We start from the raw sequence: 25,311 nt of genomic DNA on the forward strand, positions 1-25,311 counted from the left end.
CACACTCCGGACTCGGCTGGATGCCCCCTGCAGAGTTCGCTCAAACAATCAACCCGCGACGTGATGCGCTGCTGCACAGCCGGAATGGCTCCGCACCGCAACCCGCCGCTACCGCCCAAAATACCGCAAACCAAAACCGCTGGAGCGAACTCAAAACTGGATAAAACTTGGGGGCAAGGTCAACGTGTGCGATGAATGACTTCATTCCTTCGCGGACCTTGAGCGCAACGATGGCCTTGAGACCGTCAGGACCGCCGACATCAAAGGGATCGACTTCCTCCTCCTGCTCGGCACCTTCCTTGGACCCGGAAATGATTGCCGTTACGTCCTGGACCCTGAGACGGCCAGTTTCCCGCGCCACGCCGATCGCTTGTTCGATCTGCTCGGGGCTTGCCGAACTCAGCTTGCCGACAACGGTTGGGCCGACGGCGAGCTCGACGAGAACCTCCTTGTACGCAACCAGGTTACGTGCCGTGGCGCGCAAGGTTCGGATGTGACGCGCTGTGTAGCCACACCGCTCGGCCGCCCATTGTTCTACGGTTCCATCCGGCAGCAGGGTGGCTGCCTGTTCGAGGTGCTCACCGAGTTCGAAGGTCTGCTCGGTGGAGCGTCGCGTCGCGCTGATGAGAAAGATTGCGGTGCTTTCAAGGCGACTCTTGATGTCCTCGGGGACTCCATAGGCCTTGTAGAACTGGTCGGCGGATGGGGCGGGCGGCGGCGTCTTTTTAGTGCTGGGCATGAGATTACTCCTGTGTTGCTTTCATGCTGCAGGCTGTCTTGAAGACTGCCCATTAAGTATGAGGCAAAATTGAGTAATTTCAAATCAGAGTCGACTAATTCAATTGTCAACAATTAGAAATTTGCTTGGATCTTTACTTTAGACACTTGGAAAATCGGACCTATCCACAGGCGGGATCTCTTTTTTTGCTTTATTTCCACCCAAGTAAATCCCAAGCTCCATTTTGGGTGTCTCAGACCACCAAACCGACCCCTCGGAGCCCTTCACTTGCGCTTCCCATGAACAGCGCGACCTGGTAGCCAAAAGCTAATGGCGGGGAGCGCTCTGCGAGGGATCGGCGTGCAATGGCGAAGGCAGTTTTGACGACTAAGGTCGATCCGACCTATGACGACCTTCCGGAGCAGCGGTATCATTTTCCGCGCACATATCTGCGGCAGGTGGAGGCCGCGCGCGGAGACTGGATCGTCTACTATGAGCCGAGGCGGCCGAGCGGCGATTTGATGAAGACCGGCGGCAGGCAGGCTTATTTCGCGACGGCCAGGATCATCGACATCATCGAGGATCCATCGAAGGCTGACCACTTCTACGCGCTGATTGAGGATTTTCTGCCCTTCGACCACGCCGTCTCTTTCAAGGAAGCGGACCACTATTATGAGAGCGGTCTTCGCAAAGAGGACGGCTCCACGAACAAGGGGGCCTTCGGTCGCGCGGTCCGTAACATTTCCGACGCCGAATATGACCTGATCCTGGCCGCTGGCTTCGCGCATGTGCTGGGCAAGCGGGATCGGGAACGCGCAGAACCAGATCCGGTCGAGGAGGCGCGGATCGGTTTTGGGGCTAACCCGCAGATGCCTTACGAGGCCGACAGCGTCGACCGACGGATCATCTCCCAGGTGGTGCAGCGGCCGTTCCGCGACCGGGCGTTCTCAGTGGCAATCAAGTCAGCCTATCAAGACACCTGCGCCGTCACCGGCCTCAAGCTGATCAATGGTGGTGGGCGCTCGGAGGTTCAGGCCGCGCACATTCGCCCTGTGGCCGATGGCGGCCCGGACAGTGTCCGCAATGGCTTGGCTCTATCCGGCACCGTGCACTGGATGTTCGACCGCGGGCTGATCTCGGTCGATGACGACTACAGCCTGCTGATCGCGAGTGGTGGCGTTCCTGACACTGTAACACGGCTCATCAATCCGGAGCGACGCCTGCTTGTGCCGGCACGCGCCGATGAGCGGCCACATTCGCAGTTTCTACAATTTCATCGAAGGGAGAAGTTTAAGGGATGAGCATGCGGAAATAATTTCCGAGGTAGGTCAATTAATGAACGCGTCCGATAGCGGGTAGCAATCTCCTTCTTGCAATCAACCGCTGAGTCAGGAATGTATTCTGGACATTGGGAGGACTTGAATGAGCAGACCGTTCATGGTTCGCACACAGGGCTTTAGTCGATTGTTTGACGCATCAGAAGAGAGATCTGTGGTCGAGATAAAATGGCCAGGTGAGATCGGAGCTCCTGACGTTCGTAGCTTTCTCGGAGGTCGCGACCCGCAGGGCAGTGGCCTTTATGTCTGCACAGGCGGCTTCACGCGAAAGGCAAGCGAAGAACTGGAGCGGGCCGATATTTCGACCGCACTGATGGGCCCCGACGATCTCGTGAAGAGCCTGCTTGAGCAGTGCGATATGCTCGATCTTGAAACTCAACAGCTCGCTCCGCCGAAACGGATCTTAGTACCTGCATGGGCTTAGGCTAATGGGCTGTGTGCGGTTATACGGTTAGCTGAGAGTCTCAAGAAGTGCAGGAGTGCAAGCGAGTGCCTACCGAACGCCCTGAGCCCTATAAGATGTCATTCGTGGTGGGCGGCCTCTATCTTAATGAAAGTGTCGATGTTGCTGAGATTCATCGCAGTGCTGCGACTTGGCAGGAGACCCGTCAGCTCGCCTTCGGCAAGGGCATCACGTCGTTACCCAAGGCGGCATCAAAGTACCGCGCCCTCCGTGAAATTGCCAGTAGACTTTCCAAGCTAACGGATGCCGAGTTGCGGTTCTTCAGAGAAACGAGAGAGCGAGCAAACCAGCAGGCATTACTGTGGCTGGCGGTGTGCCGAGAATACCGTTTTATACGTGAGTTCGCCACAGAGGAGCTCAGGGAGCGCTTCAAGTCGTTCAAAAAAGATTTGCCGCTTGAAAGTTTCGACTCATTTCTTGCTCGGAAGGCTGAGTGGAGTGAGGGGCTTGCCAAAATAAGTCCTGCCACCAGCGCAAAATTGCGGCAGGTCCTTTTCAGGATCATGCGAGAAGCTGACATCATCTCACAGAGAAACGAGATACGTGCGGCCCGAATTTCTGCGCCACTACTTGCTATGTTGACCGAACACTGCGCGTCTGATCTCGAATGCTTCCCGGGATTGATATCTAGCGGAGAGAGAGCATAAATATGGCTGCAAGCCGTAAAGCTCGCGCTGAGCATCTTTTCAAAGTGATCACAAGCCACAGGTTTCTGACTAAACAAGGCCTCGGCAACGAGGTGCCTTTCTTCATTTATCCGTACGATGCGGGGGAGGGACTTTCGGTAATCGAAGACCGGCGAGACCTCATAGGCCGGATTGGTCACGCAGGGGTGACGGTCCTCGACCTCAGCCTTTACGATTTGTCGCTCGGAATTCTGGAGGAGCGCGGAATCCTGGAGCAGGTTCTAGAGGTCGAAAGCGAAACCGAGAAGAGCGAGCTACGGGAACTCCTTCAATCGGTTCTGGACCCTCAAGCCAATCTGATCCCGAAGATTGCCGAGGCAATCTCATCGAAACCCCATGATGTCATATTTCTGTCAGGAGTTGGCGAGGTGTATCCCTACATCCGCTCGCACAATGTCCTGAACAATCTGCAAAGTACGGCGAAGGATAAGCCGACGGTTCTCTTCTTTCCTGGAAGCTACACCCACGCGTTGGCGACCGGGGCGTCTCTGGATCTCTTCGGGTGCCTTCACGACGATAAGTACTACAGAGCATTCAATATTTTGAACTACGAGGTCTAATCCATGACGATCGCAATGCGCGACATTTTTGAAAAACCTGTCGATCGTTCCATCGATGGCGTCATCAAGGCGGATGACGAGGCGAGCCTTAGATTAGAGCTGGACGAATATGTCATTACAGGGGAAATCGGGCAGCGGCTTGAACAGTTCCTCGAGGCGTACAACAACTACAGCACCGCCAACGGCGTATGGATTTCTGGCTTCTTCGGGTCCGGCAAGTCGCACCTTCTCAAAATGCTCGCCCTGCTTCTGGAGAATCGCGAAGTCGACGGGATCAAAGCGTTCGACATCTTCGCCGAGAAAGAAGAGGTGAAGAACAATCCGATGCTCGCTGGCGCTTTGCGCGTCGCAGTGTCGATTCCTTCCAGATCGATCCTGTTCAATATCGATCAGAAGGCCGACGTCATTTCTAAGACGGATGTCGACGCGCTGCTGTCAGTGTTTCAGAAAGTGTTCGATGAAATGTGCGGCTACTACGGAAAGCAGCCACATATTGCACAGTTTGAGCGGCAACTGGATGAGCGTGGGCAACTTGATGCCTTCAAGGCCGCGTTCCTTGAACTCTCTGGGAAGCCCTGGGAAACCCGCGGCAGAGAAGAAGCCTTGCTGGAAGCAAGGAACATTGCAGCAGCGTTTGCCAGCGCCACCGGGACTGACGCAGCAGATGCGAAAGACATCCTCACCCAGTATCGCAAGGATACCCGGGTTTCGATCGAGGATTTCGCCAACACGGTCAAAGCTTGGATCGACAGACAAGTGCCTCGGTTCCGACTGAACTTCTTTGTCGATGAAGTCGGCCAGTACATCGCTGACAATGTTAAGCTGATGACCAACCTGCAAACGATCGCAGAGAGCCTGAATACCAAGTGCAAAGGTCAGGCGTGGATTATTGTCACAGCGCAGCAGGCCCTGACCGACGTCGTGGGCGATATGACGGCGCGACAGGAGAACGACTTTTCCAAGATCCAAGCCCGCTTTTCCAACCGCATGCCGCTGAACTCAGCGGATGTCGCGGAAGTCATCCAGAAGCGGCTTTTGTCGAAGACCGATGCGGCACAGATCACCCTCGGCAATCTGCACGACAAGGAAGTCGGCAACCTTAGAACCCTCTTCGATTTCGCTGACGGTGCCATTCGGCTGAAGAACTATCGTGACCGCCAGCACTTCATCGCGAGCTATCCGTTCCCGCCCTACCAATACACCCTGTTTCAGATGGCGATCACGTCGCTCTCGCAACACAATGCATTTGAGGGAAAGCACAGCTCGGTCGGCGAGCGCTCCATGCTTGGCGTGTTCCAGCAAGTTGCTAAGGCACTCGCGGATGAGCCGGTAGGCGGCTTGGCCACCTTTGACCTCATGTTCGAGGGCATCCGCACAGCCCTGAAATCGTCGGTGCAGCAGTCCATTCAGATTGCAGAGCGAAACCTGGACGACCCCTTCGCCCTTCGTGTCCTGAAGTCGCTGTTCCTTGTCAAATATGTCAAGGAATTCAAGTCGACTATCCGCAACATCAGCATCCTGTTGCTGTCGGAGTTCGATGCGGATCAAAGCGAGCAACGCCGGAAAATCGAGGAGGCTTTGGCTCGGCTCGAGCGTGAGACCTACATCCAGCGCAACGGGGATGTGTACGAGTTCCTCACCAATGAGGAGAAGGACGTCGAGGCCGAGATCAAAGCGCTCGACATCGATCCCGCGGAGATCACCAAAGCTCTCGAAGAGCTCGCCTTCGACACCATTCTGCGTCACCGAAAGATTAAGCATCTGACGACGGGCTATGAATATGCCTTCAGCCGGAAGCTCGACGATCATCTCCTGGGCCGGGAGTATGAGCTGTCCATCAACATCATCAGCCCGGAAGGTGATGATGTCTCGGCACCGGAGACGGTGCGCATGCGCAATCTCGGGCGGGAAGAGCTTGCGGTTGTTCTGCAGCCGGATGTCCGGTTCATGAGAGACCTGCGCCTCTACCGCCAGACAGACAAATACATTCGCCAGTCGCGCACCGGCTCACCACAGCCGGGCCGTGACCGCATCATACTTGAGAAAGGCGAGCAGAACGGTCGCCGCGCAAAGGATCTCGAGCTACGGCTTCGCAAGCTCGTGGCAGATGCGCGCCTCTTTGTGCGCGGTGATGAGCTGGACATCGGCGGGGACGAGCCACAGGAGCGGATCGTAAAGGCGTTCCAATCCCTCGTCGACAAGGTCTATGTCAATTTGCCGATGCTGCGCGGCGTAACTTATCAAGAGTCCGACATCGCCAAGGCGGCAAGTCTGGCCAACGATCTGCTAGGCGACACCGGCTTGAAGGAGGAGGAGCAGGAAGTCCTCAATCACATCCAGGCGCAGTCACGCAACGGCGTAAAGGTGTCGGTCAAGTCTCTGACAGAGCGGTTTGGCGCCAAGCCCTATGGTTGGCCGACGGTTTCCACGCTTTGCCTCACCGCCAGCCTCGTGGCTAAGGGCAAATGTGAAGCGCGCTCTGATGGTTCGCTCCTGGAGGGTGCCGGTCTCTCGCGCGCGCTTAACAACAGTCACCAGCTCGGCAACATTCTGCTTGCACCTCAACTGGAGTTTACCGCAGCGCAAATTCGAGCTGTGAAGGATCTTTACCGCGAGCTGTTTGGACAGCCAGCGGATGGATCCGATGCGCGAGTCCTCGGTGGCGAATGGGCAGAGAGCGCGCGGAAGCTCTCGGATGAGCTCAGCAGATTGCTAGCGGACAGAAACAACTATCCGTTCCTTGTCGCGCTGGAGCCGCTGCGGGACCGCGTGGCTGACATGGTTGGAAAGCCTCCGGCCTGGTACATCACCGAGCCGTTGAAGCGGGAAGACGAGCTGCTGAACGCGAAGGAGGACGTCCTCGATAAGATCCGCAGTTTCATGGCGGGCGCACAGCGCGAGATCTATGACGATGTCCGTAAGTTCATGCAGTCGCAACAGGCCAATATCGGCTATGTCGACGTCAATGCGGGCGAAAAGCTGGAAGCGGCGCTGAACGATCCCCATTGCTACAAGGGCAATGTCATTCAATCATTGAAGGCAGATCTCTACGCCCTGAAGGACAAGGTGGAGCTGGAGGTTCTCAAGGAGCGAAAGGCGGTCGTGGCGGCGGTCGACGAATGCGCGGCGAAGATTGCCTGGACGCCGGAGTTTCAGGCGCTGGATGCCGAGCATCAGGAGAAGATCCGGCGCAGCATCGATACCCACAAAGCTGGTGTCGAAGCAGTCGACATGATCCCAATCCTGCGCGATAGGGCCAATGGTGCCCGAACAAGTATGATGCAGCAGATCCTGGCGGAAATTGCCCGGATGACACCTTCGCTTGTTGTGCCTCCTAAGCCCGAGACACCGGGCATGGCGGAGCGGCCACCTCCTCCGGTTGAGCCACCAGCCTATATCCACGCATCGCAAATCAAGGTTGCCTATCCGCGGCCCTACCTCGCGGAGGAGGTCGATGTGGATCAATACGTCAATGAACTGCGCAAGACCCTGCTGGCCGAGATTGCCGCAGGCAAGAAAGTGATCGTCTAATGGATACCAATGCCCTGAAGAAATTCGCGCAAAGCGCGCGCAACCTGCTGATCGATCAGGTTACCGCAAAACTGGCTGTGGTGCTGGACCCCGCCTCTGCGGCGCGACGCGAACAGCCGGCGGCGGTCAAGGCACTGGAAGGCGCGATCCGTGAGACAAGCGAACGGCAGGTGATCGAACAGGTGGCCTATACCTGGTTCAACCGCTTCACGGCGCTCCGCTTCATGGATGTGAACGGCTACACCAATCCGCGTGTGGTCTCCCCGGCAGATGGCGCAACGCGGCCGGAAATTCTAGCGGAAGCCATGGCGGGCAATCTGCCCGAAAAGGCACCCGCCAGCATTTCGGCTTTGCTGGAAGGCCGCAGCCCCTCCAACGATCCGCAGGCGGAAGCCTATCGCCTGCTTTTGGTTCATGCCTGCAATGCCTGGCATGGGACCATGCCCTTCCTGTTTGAAAAGGTGGGCGATTATACCGAACTCTTGATGCCGGAAGATCTGCTGTCGCCCACATCCATCCTCGCAAGGTTGCGCGAGGCGATGGCGGAGGATGCCTGCGCGGATGTCGAAATCATTGGCTGGCTCTATCAGTTCTACATCTCGGAAAAGAAGGATCAGGTTTTTGCCGGGCTGAAGAAGAACATCAAGATCACGGCGGAAAACATTCCCGCCGCAACCCAGCTTTTCACCCCGCACTGGATTGTCCGCTATCTCGTGGAAAACTCGCTGGGGCGGCTGTGGCTGCTCAATCGCCCCGCCTCGAAACTGGCCGCGCAGATGGAATATTACATCGTGCCGGAAGAGCCGGAAACGGATTTCCTGAAGATCGGCAAGCCGGAAGAGATCAAGATCTGCGATCCCGCCTGCGGCTCCGGCCATATGCTGACCTACGCCTTCGATCTGCTCCATGCGATCTATGAGGAAGAGGGCTACGACCCGACGGATATCCCGGCGCTGATCCTCAAGCACAATCTCACCGGCATCGAGATCGATGACCGCGCGGGCGCATTGGCGGCCTTTGCACTTTCCATGAAGGCAGCAGCAAAACTCGGCCGCCGCCGCTTCCTGCGCATGGAGGTCAAGCCGGATATCGTCGTGCTACAAAACGTCAGTTTCACCTCAGCCGAGCTGACGGATGTGGCCGCCGTGGTGGGCAAGGATCTGTTCACCGATGCGCTGCGCGAAACGCTGACGCAGTTCGAACAGGCCAAGAATTTTGGCTCACTGATCGTGCCCAAACTGCGCGACCCCGCAGAAACACTGCGGCTGGTGGAGGCACGGGATTTCAGTTCGGACCTGCTGCTGAAGGAGATGCAGGCGCGTGTCGTTGCCGTGCTGCGCATGGCGGAGGCGCTGTCGCCGAAGTATTATGTGGTGGTCGCGAACCCGCCGTATATGGGCGGGAAAAGCATGGCCTCTAAGCTACAGGACTTCGCGAAGGTTAAATATCCGGACTCTAAATCTGACCTCTTCGCAATGTTCATGGAACGAGCTGGGGAGTTACTATTAAATCGCGGAATGACTGCAATGATAACAATGCAGTCATGGATGTTCTTATCGTCTTATGAAAAATTGCGCTCGACGCACATCGAAAATAATCCAATTATCTCTATGGCTCACCTCGGGACCCGTGGCTTCGACTCTATTGGGGGCGACGTGGTTTCCACGACGGCGTTTGTACTTCTAAAAACTAATCTAACAAGCACCTCGGGAGATTTCGTCTCACTCCTTAATGGCCGCAATGAAGCTGAGAAATCTGCGCAACTCAGGTCCGCTACAACCGTTGCATCCGAGTTTAGGTTCAAAGCAGTTCCAGCAAAATTCGAAGCTATCCCTGGCCGACCGATAGCATACTGGGCATCAGAAACCATTGTTTCAGCATTTTCAAATGAGGTGCCGCTCGGTAGCATTATCAAGCCTCGCCAGGGCCTAGCAACTGGAAATAACGATCGCTTTTTGCGTGCTTGGACGGAACTCTCAATAGACCGAGTTGGGTTTGGCCTACCAGATCGTCAAGAAGCTGCAAAATCCGGATTTAGATGGTTCCCCTATAACAAGGGAGGCGAATGGCGAAAGTGGTTCGGGAATCTCGAGTTTCTAGTAAACTGGGAGAACGATGGATATGAAATTCGAAATTTCACCGATGAGAAGGGAAAATTAAGATCAAGACCGCAGAATACAGAATATTACTTTCGAGAAGGGATTACATGGGCTGACATTACTACCAGCAGCTTTGCGGCACGATATGCTCCGGTGGGCAGCATATTCGATGTCAAAGGTTCATCCGGGTTCCCCGCGCCACGACATCTTCATATGTGCCTCGCTCTGGTGAATAGCACATTGATGACAGAGTTTATGTCGATATTGAATCCAACGGCGACTTTCCAAGTCGGCGATATGGCAAGAATTCCCTTCATCTCTTCCTTGCGGCGCACTGATACCATTTCCGATAACAGTCAGAAGCTCTGCTTGTTCGCAAAATTCGACTGGGACTCCTACGAAACCTCGTGGGATTTCACCTCGCTGCCGCTGCTCTCGCCCGATCACCGGGATGAGACGCTGGACGCAAGCTATGCCCGCCTGCGCGCCCACTGGCAGGGCATGACGGATGAGATGAAAGCGTTGGAGGAAGAGAACAACCGCATCTTCATCGATGCCTATGGACTTCAAGACGAGCTGACGCCCGAGGTGCCGATTGAGGAAATCACGCTCACCTGCAACCCGGCCTATCGCTATGGCGTGAAGGGCACGGTGGAGGAGCGGGAAGCGCGGTTGAAGGCCGATACCATGGCCGAGTTCCTTTCCTATGCCGTCGGCTGCATGTTCGGTCGCTACAGTCTCGATGCGCCGGGGTTGATCCTTGCCAATCAGGGCGAGACGCTTTCCGATTATCTGGCCCGTTTGGCAGAAAAGGGCGTGACGGAGCCGAGCTTCATGCCGGATGCGGACAATGTGATCCCCGTGCTGGATGGCGACTGGTTCGCCGACGATATTGTGGGCCGGTTCCGCAAGTTCCTGCGCGTGACCTTTGGCGAAGAGCGTTTTCGCGAAAACCTTGCCTTCATCGAGGCGCAGATCGGCGACATCCGCAAATACTTCACCCGGACCTTCTATGAGGATCATCTGAAGCGCTACAAGAAGCGGCCGATCTACTGGATGTTCTCTTCGCCTAAGGGCACTTTCCAGGCGCTGATCTATATGCACCGCTACCGGCCCGAGACGGTCTCCGTGCTTCTGAACGATTATCTGCGCGAGTTCATCCGCAAGCTGGAGGCCGAACGGGCCCGGCTGGAAAAACTTGAAGACGATCCTTCTGCCAGCCAAGCGCAAAAGACCAAGGCGATGAAGGATGCGAGCGCCATAGCCAAGCAGATCACCGAGCTGATGGAATGGGAACGCGATGTGATCTTCCCGCTAGCACAGAGGAAGATTGAGATCGATCTGGATGACGGTGTGAAGCGCAATTACCCGCTGTTCGGCGCAGCTTTGAAGCCCATCAAGGGGCTGGAGGCGGCGGATGAATGATCGCATCGCCGCCAGCCTGCGGCGTCTGTTCGACGAGCACCGCATTGTATTCTGGTACGATACCGACCGCGACATGCGGGCGGAGTTCGATGCGCTCGATCTGCCCGGCGTGACCAAGCTGGAGATTGCCAACAACGAATTCGGGCTGAAGTACCGCATCCTCCGGCAGGAGCCTGACGGCCGCTTCCTGCTGTTCAGGGACGGGCCTGAGCCGCCAAGCGCGGACAACTGGCTTCTCGATGTGCAACTGGCCACCACCGTGTTCAAGGCCGATCAGGCGGCGATCTGGGTGGCGGAACTTGGCGTGCCACTGCAGTTCATCGATACGGTGCGCGCCCATGCCGGCTTCTTTGCTGCCAAGCCCCGGATCGACGCGCTGAAGAAGCTGCTGCACACATCCGACACCCATACCCAGATGCGCCTGAAAATGCTGGCCGTCTGCGTTGGCGCCGAGGGCGGTCTGGATACAGTGATCGAAGCGCTGCTGGGTGAGCTTGCCGCGGGCAAGGATGAAGGTCTGCGGATGATCGACCGCTCTGCCCTGATGGAATTCTTCTGGACGCAAGTTGGTCAGGCCTATGGCTACAAACCGACTGAGCCGGATTTCGAGGACTTCGCCATTTCGCTGTTCCAATCCGCCTATGCTCGTGTGCTGGGCGAGGATGGAGCGCTCAATGCCGAGGCTCTGCTCGTTTTCCGCCGCTGGAAGAACAACCGCCATTGGGCGGATGCCTTCGAGACGATTTCTGCCCGGTATCAGGATCTGCTGGAGATCCCCGCCGACCTGAAGAAGCGCGATTTCCGAACCTTCGTCAGCGTTGATCACTTCGAGGAAATCGACCGCGAGATCATCCGCCAGATCGTGCAGGCGCTTTCGGCACAAAGCGTTGGCGCGCCGGAGGTGATGACGTGGGTGCGAGAACGACGGCAGAGCCATTGGTATCCGAAATACGAGGACATCTATCAGGCCATCGGTTTCGCCACTGAGTTTCAGCAGGCGCTGGCCGAGGCCCATCTCGGTATGACCAGTGTGGCCGAGGGTGTGCAGCGCTATGTCAGCACCTGGTATCGGCTCGATCAGCTCTACCGCAAATTCATCTACCACATGCAAAAGAGCGGTCAGGCGCAACTACTGGCAGACCTCTACGAGTCAGTCGAGAACCGCTACACCAACAGCTATGTTCTGGCGGTGAACGACGCGTGGCAGGACCAGATCGCGCGATTGAGCGACTGGAAGATCCCCGGCTACCCATCGCAGGCCGATTTCTATCGTGAACAGGCGGCGGAGTATCGCCGCAAGGACCAGAAGGTTGCGGTAATTATTTCCGATGCGCTGCGTTTTGAGGTCGCCGAGGAATGCCTGCGCCGGATCCGGGCGCTTGATCGGTTCGATGCCGATCTCAAGCCAGTGATCAGTTCGCTGCCAAGCTATACCCAGCTCGGCATGGCCGCACTCCTCCCTCACAACGAGCTGGCCATGGCTGAGGATGGCAGTGGCGACATTCTCTCCGGTGGTGAAAATACGAAAGGCCTCGCTGCTCGTGAAAAGCTGCTGGCTGCCGGTCGCAGTGGCGACACCGCCAAGGCGCTGAAATTCGAAGACGTGATGAACATGCGCGTCGAAGACGGAAAGGCGCTCTTCCGCGACAACCACATCATCTACATCTACCACAACCGCATCGACGCGATTGGCGACAAGATGCAGACGGAGCATCTTCTCCCGGAAGCAGCCCAGGACGCCATCGAGGATTTGACCAAGCTGGTGCGCAAACTGACGTCCGCCAACTTCTCGAACATCCTCATCACCGCCGACCACGGCTTCCTCTATCAGCATCGCTCCCTGGACGAGAGCGATTTTGCCATCGCCGATCCGAAGGGTCAGGAGATCCTGTTCCGCAACCGCCGCTTCGTGATCGGACGGGGTCTTGCGGCAACCGATGGAATGAAACATTTCACGGCCGCCAATCTCGGCCTTTCCGGGGACTTGGACGTTCTCATCCCCAATTCCATCAACCGCATGCGGGTGAAAGGGGCTGGCAGCCGTTTCGTTCACGGCGGGGCCAGTCTGCAGGAGATCGTCATTCCGCTGATCCGGGTGGGGAAACAGCGGGAGGCGGATGTCGGTCAGGTCGAGGTGCAGATCTTCGTCTCGGGCCGCAGCCTGATCTCCTCCGGGCAAACGGCTGTCACGCTTTATCAGTCGCAGCCGGTGTCGGAGAAGATGCGACCGCGCGAGGTATTGGCGGGCATCTATGCGACAGACGGAACCTTGATTTCCGACGAATACATTCTCGTTTTCGACTTCAGTTCCGACAATCCCCGCGAACGGGAGATGCCGCGCAAGTTCCTGCTGTCACGAGAGGCCGACCGTTTCAACAATCAGGATGTCATCCTGAAACTGCGCGAGCGCGTGGGCAAGACACGCCTTTATCAGGATTATGCCACGCATCGCTTCCAGTTGCGCCGCGGCATAACCACCGACTTTGATTTCTGAGGACCGGCCCATGAGCGATCTCGACAGCAAGATCAATGAACACTTCGCTGGCTTCGTGGTCCGCAAGGACCTCGTGAAGGCCGTGAAGGGCAATGCGATCGTGCCCACCTACGTGCTCGAATACCTGCTGGGCCAATATTGCGCCACAGACGATGAAGCATCGATCCAGACGGGTATCGAGACGGTGAAGGACATCCTGCGCAAGCACTATGTCCACCGCAGTGAAGCGGGGTTGATCCAGTCCACCATCCGCGAGCGTGGCCGCTACAAGGTCATCGATCAGATCAGCGTGTCGCTTAACGAAAAGACCGACAGCTATGAGGCGGTGTTCGAGAACCTCGGCATCAAGAAAGTCTCTGTCGACAGCACGACCGTGAAGGCGCATCCCAAACTGCTGGTCACCGGCGTCTGGTGCATCGCCGATGTGCAGTATGAGTTTACCGAGGAGGCGCGGACTTCGCCGTGGATCCTGGAATCCATCAAGCCGATCCAGATCGCCAAGGTGGATTACGAACAGTATCGCGATGTTCGCCAGGCCTTCACCACCGATGAATGGATCGATCTTCTGATGCAGAGCATCGGCTTTCGCCCGGAAGTCTTCGGGCGGCGCAGCAAGCTGCTGCAATTGCTCCGTCTCATCCCCTTCGTGGAGCGGAACTATAACCTCATCGAACTGGGACCCAAGGGGACCGGCAAGTCACACGTCTACTCGGAATTCTCCCCGCACGGTCAGTTGATCTCGGGCGGTGAGATTACGATCCCCAAGCTCTTCGTAAACAATTCGAACGGCCGCATCGGCCTTGTCGGCTACTGGGACGTGGTTGCGTTTGACGAGTTCGCCGGACGCGAAAAGACCGCCAACAAGGCGTTGGTCGACATCATGAAGAACTACATGGCAAACAAGACCTTTTCCCGCGGGGTGAACCCCATGGGTGCAGAGGCCAGCTTCTCCTTTGTCGGCAACACCGATCATAACGTGCCATATATGCTTAAGAACAGCGACCTGTTCGAGGCACTGCCGACCCAGTTCCACGATTCGGCCTTTATCGACCGCCTGCATGCCTATCTGCCAGGGTGGGAAATTGACGTCATTCGCGGTGAGATGTTCACGAAGGGCTACGGCTTCATCGTGGACTACCTTGCGGAAATCCTGCGCCATCTGCGGTCCGAGGATTTCTCCAACCGCGTGCACCAGTACTTCAAAGTCAGCGAAAAGATATCGGAGCGTGACCGCGCAGCGATCTCCAAGACCATGTCTGGGCTCCTCAAGCTGATCTTTCCGGATGGCAGTCAGACAGAGGCTGAGGTTGAGGAATTGCTGCGTCTCGCTATGGAGAGCCGCAAACGTGTGAAGGATCAGCTCGCCCGCATCGACAGCACCTACCCGGAGGTGGACTTCCATTTCATAGGTGCTGACGGTGTGAAGCGAAACGTGACCACGGTGGAGGAAGAAGAGTATCCGCAGTTCTACCATATCAAGGGTGGCGCTGTGGGCGACGATCGCGAAGATGCGCCACTGGATTTACTGGTCGTATCGCCGATGGATCCGACGAAAGTGGTAGGGGCACCCGTTGTTTTAGCGGAAAAAGCAGCCGTTTCAGATACCGTTGCGCTAGCGGAGGGTCACTTCGTCTATGCGGAAAACCGCAAAGGGGTAAGCTATGAAAAGCTATTCGGTCCTCATTTGGACGGAGCTTCTCTGGTCGTCGTAACCGATCCCTACATTCGCCTCTTCTATCAGATCCGTAACATGATGGAATTTGTTGAGATGCTGATACGTCGCAAGAGGCCCGAAGATCAGATGAAGGTCCATCTGGTCACGGGACCAGACGAAGGCAACGTGTCGCGTCAACGAGAGCTGTTGGATTCGATAACTGCGGCATGCACAGGCTCGGGGATCGAGTTTAGCTGGGCTTTCGATTCATCCGGAACTGCTCATGCCCGTGACATCGTCACGGATACTGGTTGGAAGATTGTGCTGGATAGAGGGTTGGACATATTCCAGCCACCGATCAAAACCGAGGGCTTCTCCTTGGGAGATCGCCTGCAGGAGCACCGGGTGATAAAGGGGTTCTATGTCACCTATGTGCGGATTGCAGAGCAAGCAGTCCAAGCCGGATAGTTTGCCGCTAGCCTCTAATTGCACCTCACGGTCGACAGGTGTCTTACCTGCTCCGCTGGATACACTGGGCAAATTTGACAAGTACCGCACGCAAAGAGGGTGCTCCCCGTGGATTAAAACTCCTCAGCATGTATTGTTCGCACGGTGGAGTTGAGGGCAGCGATTCGCGTGAGTATGGGGTACAGTAGCGCTACAGAGATTCAAAGGCAGGCAAAACCGTCAGCAGCAAGGCAGCTTCTTGACGATATCCTGAGGCGTAATGGTTTGGACCGACCCAACGGACAGCCCATTTACCGGTATCGTATATCGCAGGCCGAGTTCCAGCGTGGACGTGAACTCCTCGAAAGATCTGCGGCTTTTCTTGACGGGCGCAATGCGCCGCTTTGCGCAGTCTTCGCACTTGTGACCTCAGAATGGTACCGACGCGAAGCAAGATCGCTATGGCGAGTATGGTCACATATTGGTGTCGTGCCTGATGCCCTAAGGGTCAGCGATAGAAACGATATAGCAGATGTCGGACTGGCTTGGTGGGGTCAGTCGCCAAAGATAAGTCGCCACTCGAACAGGAAGCGGCGTGAATTTCTGCTGACTCTCGCATTGAATGGTGGGCTACCTTCTTCGCTCATAGTTGGTGAGACCGGCAGCCGCGTCCGGCGGTTCTTCCTGGGCGTGATGGAAGACGCTCTTTCTAGTGGGGCCGTGCCTACTGAGAGCGACCTGGTTGAATTCGCCGAAGGTAGGGCAGAAATTCTGCCCGACAGCTATCGGGATGACACGATTTATGAGCTGACGGCAGAATTGATCGGGCATCTTCATGCCTGCCGAATGAAACTTCCGCACGAAGAACGGCAGGCGAATCCGGCTGGCTGGCTCGACCTTCACGACGCTGGGTGGCGGGAGCGTCTTCCTATTCACCTCCCTGAGGAGGTCGCAGCTTGTAATCGCCTGTTCAACAACCTGCTAACGATCGAACCTCGAGCACGCGGACACGGCGTCGGCCTTAGGAGATATTTGTTTCGGGCATCCTCTGGCGATTGGAAGCAAGGGTTCGTCGCTCTTGCCGATGGCCAACTTGCGTTCGATGCTCTGGCTAACTTCAGCGAAGGCCGTTTTCGCGCCTACTTCTCGGGAAGCGCCGGGCAGCTTATCTCTCGCGAATTTGCTCAGCTATACAGGTCGGAAACCGAAAAAAACGGAAGTTTTTCAGTGATATCTCGCTCTACCGGGCGGGTTAGCCTGGTAGGTCCCGTACTGTTTTCGGAAGCCATCACCGTAACCCTGCTACGTGACGGAAAGCCTATACCACAGGTGTGCTGGCCCGGTGGGTCGCCGAGGACCTCAAACTGCTTTGTTCTCCGTCCAACTGATCGAGAGGATCGTTTAGAGCTGCTTGCAACCGGCTCCGTTCGTTCCACGCTGCCGATTCTATTCGTGCTGACCTCCAAGGGCTCGATAGTATCAGGCCATGCGGGTGGAGCTGTCAGTAGTATCTGGGACGACAATACATCTGCGTTGTGGCAGATAGAAGGGATGGCGTCAGTCGAGACACCATCCGGCGAGCGATACCGGGTCCAATCGCAGGCCGACACATCCGATGATCGACGCTTGGAATTCGAACAGCTCTTTCTTCCAAACCTGATTTTCGAAGATGCGTCCCTCGTTGCGGTCGAGGCTCCGCTAAGGATCAGGCAACTCGGTAGGGATGGCGGTGAGGAAGGCAAAGGTACAGTACGCATCTTGAAGTCGGGTCGACCGATCGATGCCCGTGACGAAATCTCTGGCCTTGTGACTGCACAATGGCAGGACCACGAAGGATTCATCATCGATCGAGCTCGTCTGCTTGTGTTGCCCCAAACTGGCAGAGTGTTGGGACACATTGACATTGACGGCGCCCGAGTTGAGTGGCGCAACCTACCAGGCTGGCGGGTCGACGCGCTGGATGTCGACGGCGCCCTCGCACCGACGAGAAACCGAACCATTGACAGTTGGCTGTGCCCCTGGGCCGGCACCCGAAACGGCTACCAACGAATTCAAATTACTGATCCCGCAGGCAACTCAATCCGGGCGCGACTCCGTCTGATGGCAAACCAGATTGTGCTGCTGGATGCCAGCGGGACAGTCCGTAATGATCGACCTGAACTATCCCTCGCAGAGCTTCGTGGCTCGCTCTTACTTACCGATAGACCGTTGCTCGTGGATCTTGATTTAAGGCGTGCGGGAGCAAGCCGAGCTCTGATATCTCGCAGAATAGAGGGCGAGACGCCAATGGTCCGCTTTGTCGATCTTGCACAAAGCCTGTTGGGGTTATCCAACGAACGCGGGCCAAGCGTTTTCCTGCTTGATGACAGCCAGCGAACAATATGCAGCATACGGCGGCCACAGGAGCAGCCAACAATCGTTGGCGACCGAATTGAATTCGCTAGTGCGCCCGCAAATGGTGAGATCACCGTCGTGCGATCACTGAGACACCCCGATGAGGAACACGTGCTCGGCGATGATCAACAGCTAAGCCTGCCATTGCCAGCAGGAATTTCGGGGCCGCTCCTCGTCTATCGGAGGAAGGGCGACGCAGTGACAACCCGACCGACGGTCACGATTGGCGCACGGGACGCGGTGTATGAGGAGCCAGCCGACGCGATAGCGCAGGCTGCGCTGCTCGAAGACGAGGTGACTCGCCGTCGCGCCTATCACGCATTGTTTAAGGAGGTTGCGGTCGATGCCGCCGCGGGCTCTACGATTTCTCGCATCGTGCGCACGGTCCATTCGTTACGAGGCCTCAGTCCTCGTGCAATGGACATTACGCGCGAGCTTCCAAAGTTCCCGACCTTGTTGTGCCGCCTGCTGCTAGCGGCCAATAGCGAGCGTGTCGACAGCATCCTCGGGCTTGAACGTGACCTCCCGTTTCTTTGGATGGCTCAGCCAATCGACCCTTGGCAAGATGCAGCAGTTGCGGAATGGGAGCGCGCGAAAGTTGAATTTGCACTCTTCTACGATACGTCAGAGGCGCAGAGGCAAGCTACTGCTTTGATGATGGAGAGGATCGGTTTCCTAGTTGAGCGTACCCAATGGTTTGCCGGGATCCGCGCGGAACTTGGCTTTGGTGGCGAATTGGATGGCAGCTTACGTCAGCTCGCCCAAGATCACGTTCGCCTACAAGTCGATCAATCGGAACCTATCGCGACGACGCTGATAGTGGATGCAGAACGCGCCGGGCTTCCAGCAGATGTAGCGAGTTTGAACTACGAGCACTATGCGACACTCGTCGCCCCTGTCGTCCTAGCGGCTGTTGCAAAAAAACGTCTTGAATGGTCGCCGTCGATAGCCGCTGGCTTACGTAACGCAATCGACATCGATCAGAACTACGTCACTGCAGCCTTCCCTCATTGTTTGAAGCACTTCCAGTCATGACAATACGACCCTTCGAGACTTTATCGCGGCTCCGTCACCGCATGGCGGAAGCGATTGTCGCCCAGTCGGGCGTGCGCAATCCGTCACTCGCTGCACAACTTCGCCATTCTCTGTCACGAGCCGACTCCGAAGGTGCCCTTATCCCGGCCCCGATTATTGAGGGGGCATTTCCATTCGTGCCCGCAGACAAAAGGCTGGCAGAGCTATCCGGCGATGTGCTGGCGAGCGCCACGGTGGACGCGTTGGTCGGAGACGATACGGGGCGCGGCTACTCGTTTCCACGGAACCGGCGCCCTTACCTGCATCAGCTTGCCGCGTGGAATACGCTAACTTCTTCGGAGACGAAGAGTGCCCTGATTACTGCGGGCACGGGTTCGGGAAAGACCGAATGTTTTCTTGTTCCTCTGCTCGACTCGCTATTTCGGCGCCAAGAGCGAGCAACTGGCGTTGAAGCAATCATGCTGTATCCGCTCAACGCGCTAATCGCCAGTCAGCAGGAGCGGCTCGACGCCTGGACAAAGCCGGCCGGTGGCAAGATCCGCTACTGTTTATACAACGGTAACCTTCCTGAAACGCACAGTAGTGTGGTCCAACGCGACAAGTTGTCGTCGAATCCGCAGCAGGTACCAGATCGAAAAACGTTGCGTGCGTCTCCGCCTCCATTGCTCGTCACCAACCTGACAATGCTAGAATATATGCTCGTTCGGCCACAGGACCGTCCGATCATTGACCACTCGAAGGGTAAGCTGAAGTGGATCATTCTTGACGAAGCCCACACCTTGGTGGGCTCTGCTGCCGCCGAAGTGGCCCTTCTCTTACGAAGGGTGATCGAGGCATTCGAGGTGGATCCGAAAAACGTCCGGTTTGTTGCGACATCAGCAACTATTGGCGACGGTCCTAAAGTCAAAGACGCCTTGCGGCGATTCTTGGCAGATGTCGCTGGGACTGATGTTTCGGCTGTCGAGGTGATTTCTGGCGAACGGCTCCTACCGACACGGAGTGGCAGAGGGGGGGCGGCCCCGCGCCCTTCTGACCTAGTCGATCTTTCAGCACATGATCTGTATGAAAAGCTTTCGTCCTATGACCCAGTCTGGTCACTCGTTACGGAGTTGAAAGACAAGCCCATTGAGGCGCAAGAGCTCAGTCGCCTGGGCAGTGTGATCGGCGTGGACGGCGAAACTCTGGGGATGGCTTTGACTCGAGCGACCTCCAGATCTGGCGAGGCGCTCGCTCCGCTGAGAATCCATAGCTTTCATCGCGCTTTTTCCGGTCTCTGGTGTTGTACGAATCCGGCGTGCCCCGACAGCATGAGTGAAGAATGGATTGCTGGCCGCTTGTTGTTCGAACGAGACGAAGCGTGTCCGAAATGCCGCATGCCTGTGGCAGAACTTTATTCCTGCAATGAGTGCGGCGAAGCGTTCATGATCGCGGATGAGAAAGGTACGCGGCTTGTGCCTCCTCGCAATGTACCCCCTAGTGACGAGTTTTTGTTCGAAGCTGATCGCACAACGACGGAGGATGACGGTGAAAATGAGGGCGGTGACCTACACTTGGACACACCATCGGTCTCTCATTGCTTTTCCTTATCAGGGCGCGGGCTACTACCGATTTTTGTCGATACCGAAACCGGGACGACTGCCGACGGAGATGGTCACGGACGATACAGGTTGTCGGCTCATGCAGGCGGAGGGAAAGGACCTTGCCCAGCATGCAGCGCAACCGCCAAGTCTGGAGACAAGCTTTATCCCTTCAGGTTCGGCGCGCCGTTCACGATCAGTAACGCCGCGCCGATGCTTCTGGAAGCAATGCCCGGGGCCGAGGGGCTGATACAACCAGCCCTGCCTCAAACTCCGCCTGACCTTCCTAGCGGTGGACGCCAACTAATAAGCTTCACGGACAGTCGTCAGGGAACGGCTCGTATGGCAGCGAAGCTTCAGTTGGAGAGCGAACGGGCGTTCGTGCGCTCCTTTATCTACCAGGCCGTTCAACACAAAGCCTCTGGCAGCGGGGACAACGCAAAAGCTGAGGAACTCAAAGCTCGAATTGCGAAGGTCAAATCTTTTCCGGATTGGGAGGATGGACCGCTAGCAGGCGTTGTCAGAGAGGCTGAAGAGCAATTGGCTAAGCTTTCCGGCGGTGGAACCGTCACTTGGCAAGAACTGCGAGCTCAGCTTGCTGATAGGGCAGAAGTGCGCGAATGGCTTCCTGACGTTTGGGGCGTGCGTGCGGATCTGTTTAAAAAAGCAGCCGCGTCTGCACCCTCACAGATCGCCGAGGCATTACTTCTTCGAGAAATGATGCGGAGGCCAAAGCTTGCAAACTCACCAGAAACCATGGGTCTTGCTCGATTTGTATATCCGGCCATTGAACAGCATGCTCACGCGCCGAATAGCTTTTTGCAGCGGGGAGGGAGCCTCGAAGATTGGAAGGCGTGGCTTTCATGTTTGGTATCGTTCTCAATCAGAAGCAATCTCGCGGTCAACGTACGTTCGGACTTGCTCCAATGGATAATGCGTAAGGGCTTCCCGAAGAGTTTGGCCGCGCCGGGTATAGAGCCAGGCAGGCGCCAGCATCGTTGGCCGGTTGCTAGCGCCGCAGGAAAGCAAACTCAGGTTGTCGAACTTCTTCGACTCGGCCTTGGTCTCAATCTCGGTTCTTCCTCCGACCGCGCTGAAATCAATGACTGGCTTCAGAAGGCTTGGAACCAGCTACATACCTTGTTCCCTAAAAACGCCAACGGTGAGCAGGCCCTTGATTTCAACAAGCTTGAGTTGGGGCCTTTGAGAAACGCATTTCACTGTCCGGTCACAAGGCGCATTGTAGACGTTGCGCCCTTCGGTCTTTCGCCGTACGCGCGGACAAAGGTGGACCGTGCACAGCCGATTACCATGCCGATCGCCCCAGCAGATGCAGATGGCAAAACCCGTTCGCTGTTCTTGGCCGAAGATGTCGACGTTGCCGCCCTGCGAGCTATGAGCCTTTGGACTGACATGCACGATCGGATCGCCCTATACTCGCCATACAGTCGGTCGGCCGAGCATTCGGCCCAACTTTCGCCGGCGCAATTGCGGCACTACGAGTCCGAATTTAAGGCGGGCCGGATTAACCTCTTGAATTGCTCCACCACCATGGAAATGGGCGTCGACATCGGTTCTGTGAACGGTGTCTTGATGGCAAACGTGCCGCCCTCAATCGCGAACTATAAACAAAGGGTAGGCCGCGCTGGTCGACGTGGTCAGCCTTTGTCGCTCGCATTCACCTTTGCGAAGGACCGTCCGCTTGACCGCGAGGCTTTCCGTAACCCTATTGCATTTCTCGGCAGGTCCATAGCAGCGCCTCGTGTGGCTCTCGACAGCCGACCAATTGTGCAGCGTCACGTGAATGCATTCCTGTTAAGTCGCTTCCTGAACCTGAACAGCGGCAATCCTATGAAGATGGAGACAGGAGACTTCTTTGGTTTTGCCGCTACACCTAACTCCGTGCGGATTGCGCAAGACGCTAGACCAGTAGAATTGATGCGGAGGTGGCTTTCGAAAGCGAGCACGGCAGAAGCCAACATGATGGCCCTCCAGCGACTGGTTCGCGGGTCAATATTGGCTGGTCGGTCCGACCTACTAGAGCTATGTGCTGATGCTCTGAAGTCTGCTGAAGCCGAGTTCGAAGCCGAATGGAGCGGACTACAAAACCAGCTTAAGGGTGCGGAAATTATGGGAGCATCAGCCGCGATCGAGGCGCACTTGAAGCGGCTTTGCAAAGAATTTTTGCTATCTGATCTGGCAGACCGTGGCTTTTTGCCCGGCCATGGGTTTCCCAACCACGTTGTCGCTTTTGAGCTGGACCGAAATGACTTGGACAGCGAATTCAGCAACGACGACCGGAGGGGACGGCGCCATGGTGGTCCGAAGCGCCCGCTGGACATTGCGATTCGGGACTACGCGCCTGGGTCGGAGACGGTTGTGGACGGCCAAGTGTATCGTGTTGGTGGTGTTACACTTAACTGGCATCGACCCTCCAGTGATGAAGGTGTTCGCGAAATTCAAGCGCTTCGCTGGGCTGCGAGATGCTCTCACTGCGGTGACAATTGGACGGGCGCCGGTTCCAGCCCTGAAGAATGCCGCACATGTGGGGATTCGTCTGTGGTCGCCGAGAGCTTTCTCAGGCCTGCGGGCTTCTTGAGAGATCGACACGTTCCTATCCATGCAGAAGTCGACAAGGTCGACTACGTGCGCTCGGAAACGCCGCGAATTTCAGCCGGATCAGCACAATGGGAGGCACTCAGCAAGCCCGAGGTCGGTCGCTTGAGAATGAACCGCCGCGGTACTGTCTACTATCACACGAAGGGACCTTCTAGCGAAGGCTACGGGCTGTGCCTAAGATGTGGGCGCATGGAGTCCATGAAACCGGGTGAAGCCATTTGTACCGGTCTTATCGATCACAAACCGCTGCGCGCCAGGGAGAATTTCCTGCAGCCGTGCGAGGGCAATGGCGAGACTTTTGCGATTCAGTCTTCGCTTCATCTGGGTTATGAAGTTCACACCGACGTATTGGAGCTCCAGCCCGCTGTAGCACCTACTCTCGCGGCGGCTAATGCTCTCGCCATTGCGATGCGTGAGGCAACCTCGCGCTACCTCGGTATCGAACCGGACGAAATTGGTTACGGGGTCGGTCCGTCGCGAAACGCGATGGCAACTTCAACGATCTCCATCTTCCTACACGACCGCGCAGCCGGCGGCGCCGGCTATGTTGTTCAGACTGCCAATGAAATTAGAACAATTCTGCGAAGTGCACGGCAAATTCTAAACTGCCCCCGCGGCTGCGCACATGCATGCTCATCTTGCGTTCTGGTTTCGGATGCGCCCGAAAGGGAGGAGGATCTTGATCGACACAAGGCGATCTCGTTTATGGATGCAAATCTCACGCTCCCAGACATCATTGACTCGGAGGACGTATTTGCTGCGGACAGCGATATCTCGGACCGTCCAGTAAGTGAAATCGATGACTGGCTTAGCCATCGGGCGCAGTCAGGCCTCACTGTATGGGCGACAGTGAGTGACGTTGTTGATCTTGCGGATTGGGCTTTGACTCCTCTGTTCAAGAGATGGACTGAAAATGGCCGTCGTGTCAGGTTGGTTGTACCTAGGGGCTTCGTCTCTGCCCTAGATTCGGCTCAGGTGCTCTTTCTTCGGGATTATATCGCTCGTAATGGATTGAGCTTGGCTGAAGGTGAGCCGGTTAGGTTCCGCAACGGCGGCCACCTGTTTGCCTACGTTACCGATGAAACGAGAGGCTACGGATGGGCGAGCCGCGATTCATCCGTGCTGGTGCCGGGCCAAGACTGGGGCGCGAACCACGCCGCACCCATTGCCCATGCACCCCTTCAATTATCGCCGGTATACCAAGAGATCACGCATGATAGTTTGAAGCCAAAGGCGGGAGCCGAAGTAGTTATACTAGATGCGAAGCTTGACGGGCCAGTTGCGGAGTTCGGCATTTCCATGGCAGCGCAGATAAGGAAGGCGATGCTAAACTGTGGGATAAGCCCAGACGATGTGGTCCGGGAGGCGAGGTATCAAGATAGATACGCTCGATCCCCGATCGTTCTGAAGCTGCTGATAGATACCGTTTCTTCTTTGAAGCCTGAAGGATCGTTGCCGTTTGGTATTGCCACGGCTGCAGACAGGGGCGGCTATCATAGGACACATGTTGCATCTGACATCATGTCGGACACCACGCTGGCGTCCCTCGCCCAGGAATACGGAGCTCGAAAAGGGTTATCAACGACGCTTTCAGTCGGTCAACTGGCGCATAAACGTAGCCTGATGCTTCAGATGAAGTCCGGTGCGAAAGTGGTCGTGGATCTTGATCAGGGGTTTGGTTGGCTCGAGTACGTTGGTAGAGACAAATATTTTGATCCCAATGGATCCCACCTAAGAAATGCCGATTGGTTGAAAATGCTCAGTGGAAAGTTGCAAAGGCGGCATGCTCATGACAGCCAGATGGTCGTATGGCGAAAATCATAGAGAACAGTCTCTGCTGATCGAATGGGAGTAGAGACCGCCACGCCAAGCTTGCATTCTGCTGCTGCTTTTAGCCAGGTGACTTGGATATTTCGCAAGGAGCGTATGGGCCTTTCGACCAGGAAAGAGGTGGACGGGCAAAAACGGAAATAATTGCCGCACTCTGTGTTGCCCTACCTATGCCCGACATTGTGCTGCAATTCTGCGGCACCTCTTCTGCATGTAGTGGATGATGTTCTCCAGAACCCTTCCTTGATCCACAACCATACTGACCTTGCCCCCAAGTTTTATCCAGTTTTGAGTTCGCTCCAGCGGTTTTGGTTTGCGGTATTTTGGGCGGTAGCGGCGGGTTGCGGTGCGGAGCCATTCCGGCTGTGCAGCAGCGCATCACGTCGCGGGTTGATTGTTTGAGCGAACTCTGCAGGGGGCATCCAGCCGAGTCCGGAGTGTG

11 protein-coding genes and 2 pseudogenes are annotated in these 25,311 nt (G+C 56.4%); 12 read left to right on the forward strand and 1 reads right to left on the reverse strand.

Annotated features, from left to right (window positions below; translation table 11 throughout):
* The 12 genes and pseudogenes from F3H95_RS25715 to F3H95_RS25770 form a co-directional block, all read left to right on the forward strand.
* Positions 1–164 (forward strand): annotated as a pseudogene (locus F3H95_RS25715) (IS3 family transposase); the annotation flags it as partial.
* A 206-nt stretch (positions 165–370) separates the two neighbouring features.
* Positions 371–781, forward strand: coding sequence for a hypothetical protein (locus tag F3H95_RS25720; protein ID WP_149748051.1), 411 nt, complete (start codon positions 371–373; stop codon positions 779–781).
* A 302-nt stretch (positions 782–1,083) separates the two neighbouring features.
* Positions 1,084–2,019 carry an HNH endonuclease gene (locus F3H95_RS25725; protein WP_149748052.1) on the forward strand — a complete coding sequence of 312 codons (936 nt, stop codon included), beginning with the start codon at positions 1,084–1,086 and terminating at the stop codon, positions 2,017–2,019.
* Between the two features lie 121 nt (positions 2,020–2,140).
* Entirely contained in the window at positions 2,141–2,479 is a 339-nt protein-coding gene (locus F3H95_RS25730; RefSeq protein ID WP_149748053.1) for a restriction endonuclease, read from the forward strand.
* Positions 2,480–2,544: 65 nt separating this feature from the next.
* The gene (locus tag F3H95_RS25735; protein ID WP_210248595.1) at positions 2,545–3,165 is read left to right on the forward strand and encodes a DUF1819 family protein; all 621 of its coding nucleotides are present in this window, start codon (positions 2,545–2,547) and stop codon (positions 3,163–3,165) included.
* A gap of 2 nt (positions 3,166–3,167) precedes the next feature.
* Positions 3,168–3,764: a DUF1788 domain-containing protein gene (locus F3H95_RS25740; protein ID WP_149748054.1), complete on the forward strand. Its 597-nt coding sequence runs from the start codon at positions 3,168–3,170 to the stop codon at positions 3,762–3,764.
* A gap of 3 nt (positions 3,765–3,767) precedes the next feature.
* On the forward strand, positions 3,768–7,295 hold the full coding sequence (gene brxC, locus F3H95_RS25745; protein ID WP_149748055.1) for a BREX system P-loop protein BrxC: 3,528 nt from the start codon (positions 3,768–3,770) through the stop codon (positions 7,293–7,295).
* On the forward strand, positions 7,295–10,819 hold the full coding sequence (gene pglX / locus F3H95_RS25750; RefSeq protein WP_149748056.1) for a BREX-1 system adenine-specific DNA-methyltransferase PglX: 3,525 nt from the start codon (positions 7,295–7,297) through the stop codon (positions 10,817–10,819). Before brxC ends, pglX begins: the two co-directional genes overlap by 1 nt.
* Positions 10,812–13,313: a BREX-1 system phosphatase PglZ type A gene (gene pglZ / locus F3H95_RS25755; protein WP_149748057.1), complete on the forward strand. Its 2,502-nt coding sequence runs from the start codon at positions 10,812–10,814 to the stop codon at positions 13,311–13,313. The genes pglX and pglZ overlap by 8 nt, the downstream gene beginning before the upstream one ends.
* 10 nt (positions 13,314–13,323) lie before the next feature.
* Positions 13,324–15,435, forward strand: coding sequence for a BREX system Lon protease-like protein BrxL (gene brxL, locus F3H95_RS25760; protein ID WP_149748058.1), 2,112 nt, complete (start codon positions 13,324–13,326; stop codon positions 15,433–15,435).
* Positions 15,436–15,609: 174 nt separating this feature from the next.
* A complete protein-coding gene (locus tag F3H95_RS25765; protein WP_244618144.1) occupies positions 15,610–18,843 on the forward strand; it encodes an STY4851/ECs_5259 family protein in 3,234 nt (1,077 codons plus the stop codon).
* Between the two features lie 41 nt (positions 18,844–18,884).
* Positions 18,885–24,863 (forward strand): DEAD/DEAH box helicase, encoded by a 5,979-nt coding sequence (locus tag F3H95_RS25770; RefSeq protein WP_188134492.1) that lies wholly within the window; start codon positions 18,885–18,887, stop codon positions 24,861–24,863.
* Between the two features lie 284 nt (positions 24,864–25,147).
* On the opposite strand, the pseudogene F3H95_RS25775 reads toward F3H95_RS25770, so the two are convergent.
* Positions 25,148–25,311 (reverse strand): annotated as a pseudogene (locus F3H95_RS25775) (IS3 family transposase); the annotation flags it as partial.

It is taken from the genome of Rhizobium sp. RU35A (assembly GCF_900156005.1).
Classification (GTDB): domain Bacteria; phylum Pseudomonadota; class Alphaproteobacteria; order Rhizobiales; family Rhizobiaceae; genus Neorhizobium; species Neorhizobium straminoryzae.

What these genes read in the sequence shown, in the direction of transcription:
- F3H95_RS25740 (WP_149748054.1), top strand. Translation starts at nt 3,168, where the DNA reads ATGGCTGCAAGCCGTAAAGCTCGCGCTGAGCATCTTTTCAAAGTGATC.
- pglX (WP_149748056.1), top strand. Translation starts at nt 7,295, where the DNA reads ATGGATACCAATGCCCTGAAGAAATTCGCGCAAAGCGCGCGCAACCTG.
- brxC (WP_149748055.1), top strand. Translation starts at nt 3,768, where the DNA reads ATGACGATCGCAATGCGCGACATTTTTGAAAAACCTGTCGATCGTTCC.
- F3H95_RS25770 (WP_188134492.1), top strand. Translation starts at nt 18,885, where the DNA reads ATGGCGGAAGCGATTGTCGCCCAGTCGGGCGTGCGCAATCCGTCACTC.
- brxL (WP_149748058.1), top strand. Translation starts at nt 13,324, where the DNA reads ATGAGCGATCTCGACAGCAAGATCAATGAACACTTCGCTGGCTTCGTG.
- F3H95_RS25730 (WP_149748053.1), top strand. Translation starts at nt 2,141, where the DNA reads ATGAGCAGACCGTTCATGGTTCGCACACAGGGCTTTAGTCGATTGTTT.
- F3H95_RS25765 (WP_244618144.1), top strand. Translation starts at nt 15,610, where the DNA reads ATGGGGTACAGTAGCGCTACAGAGATTCAAAGGCAGGCAAAACCGTCA.
- pglZ (WP_149748057.1), top strand. Translation starts at nt 10,812, where the DNA reads ATGAATGATCGCATCGCCGCCAGCCTGCGGCGTCTGTTCGACGAGCAC.
- F3H95_RS25725 (WP_149748052.1), top strand. Translation starts at nt 1,084, where the DNA reads ATGGCGAAGGCAGTTTTGACGACTAAGGTCGATCCGACCTATGACGAC.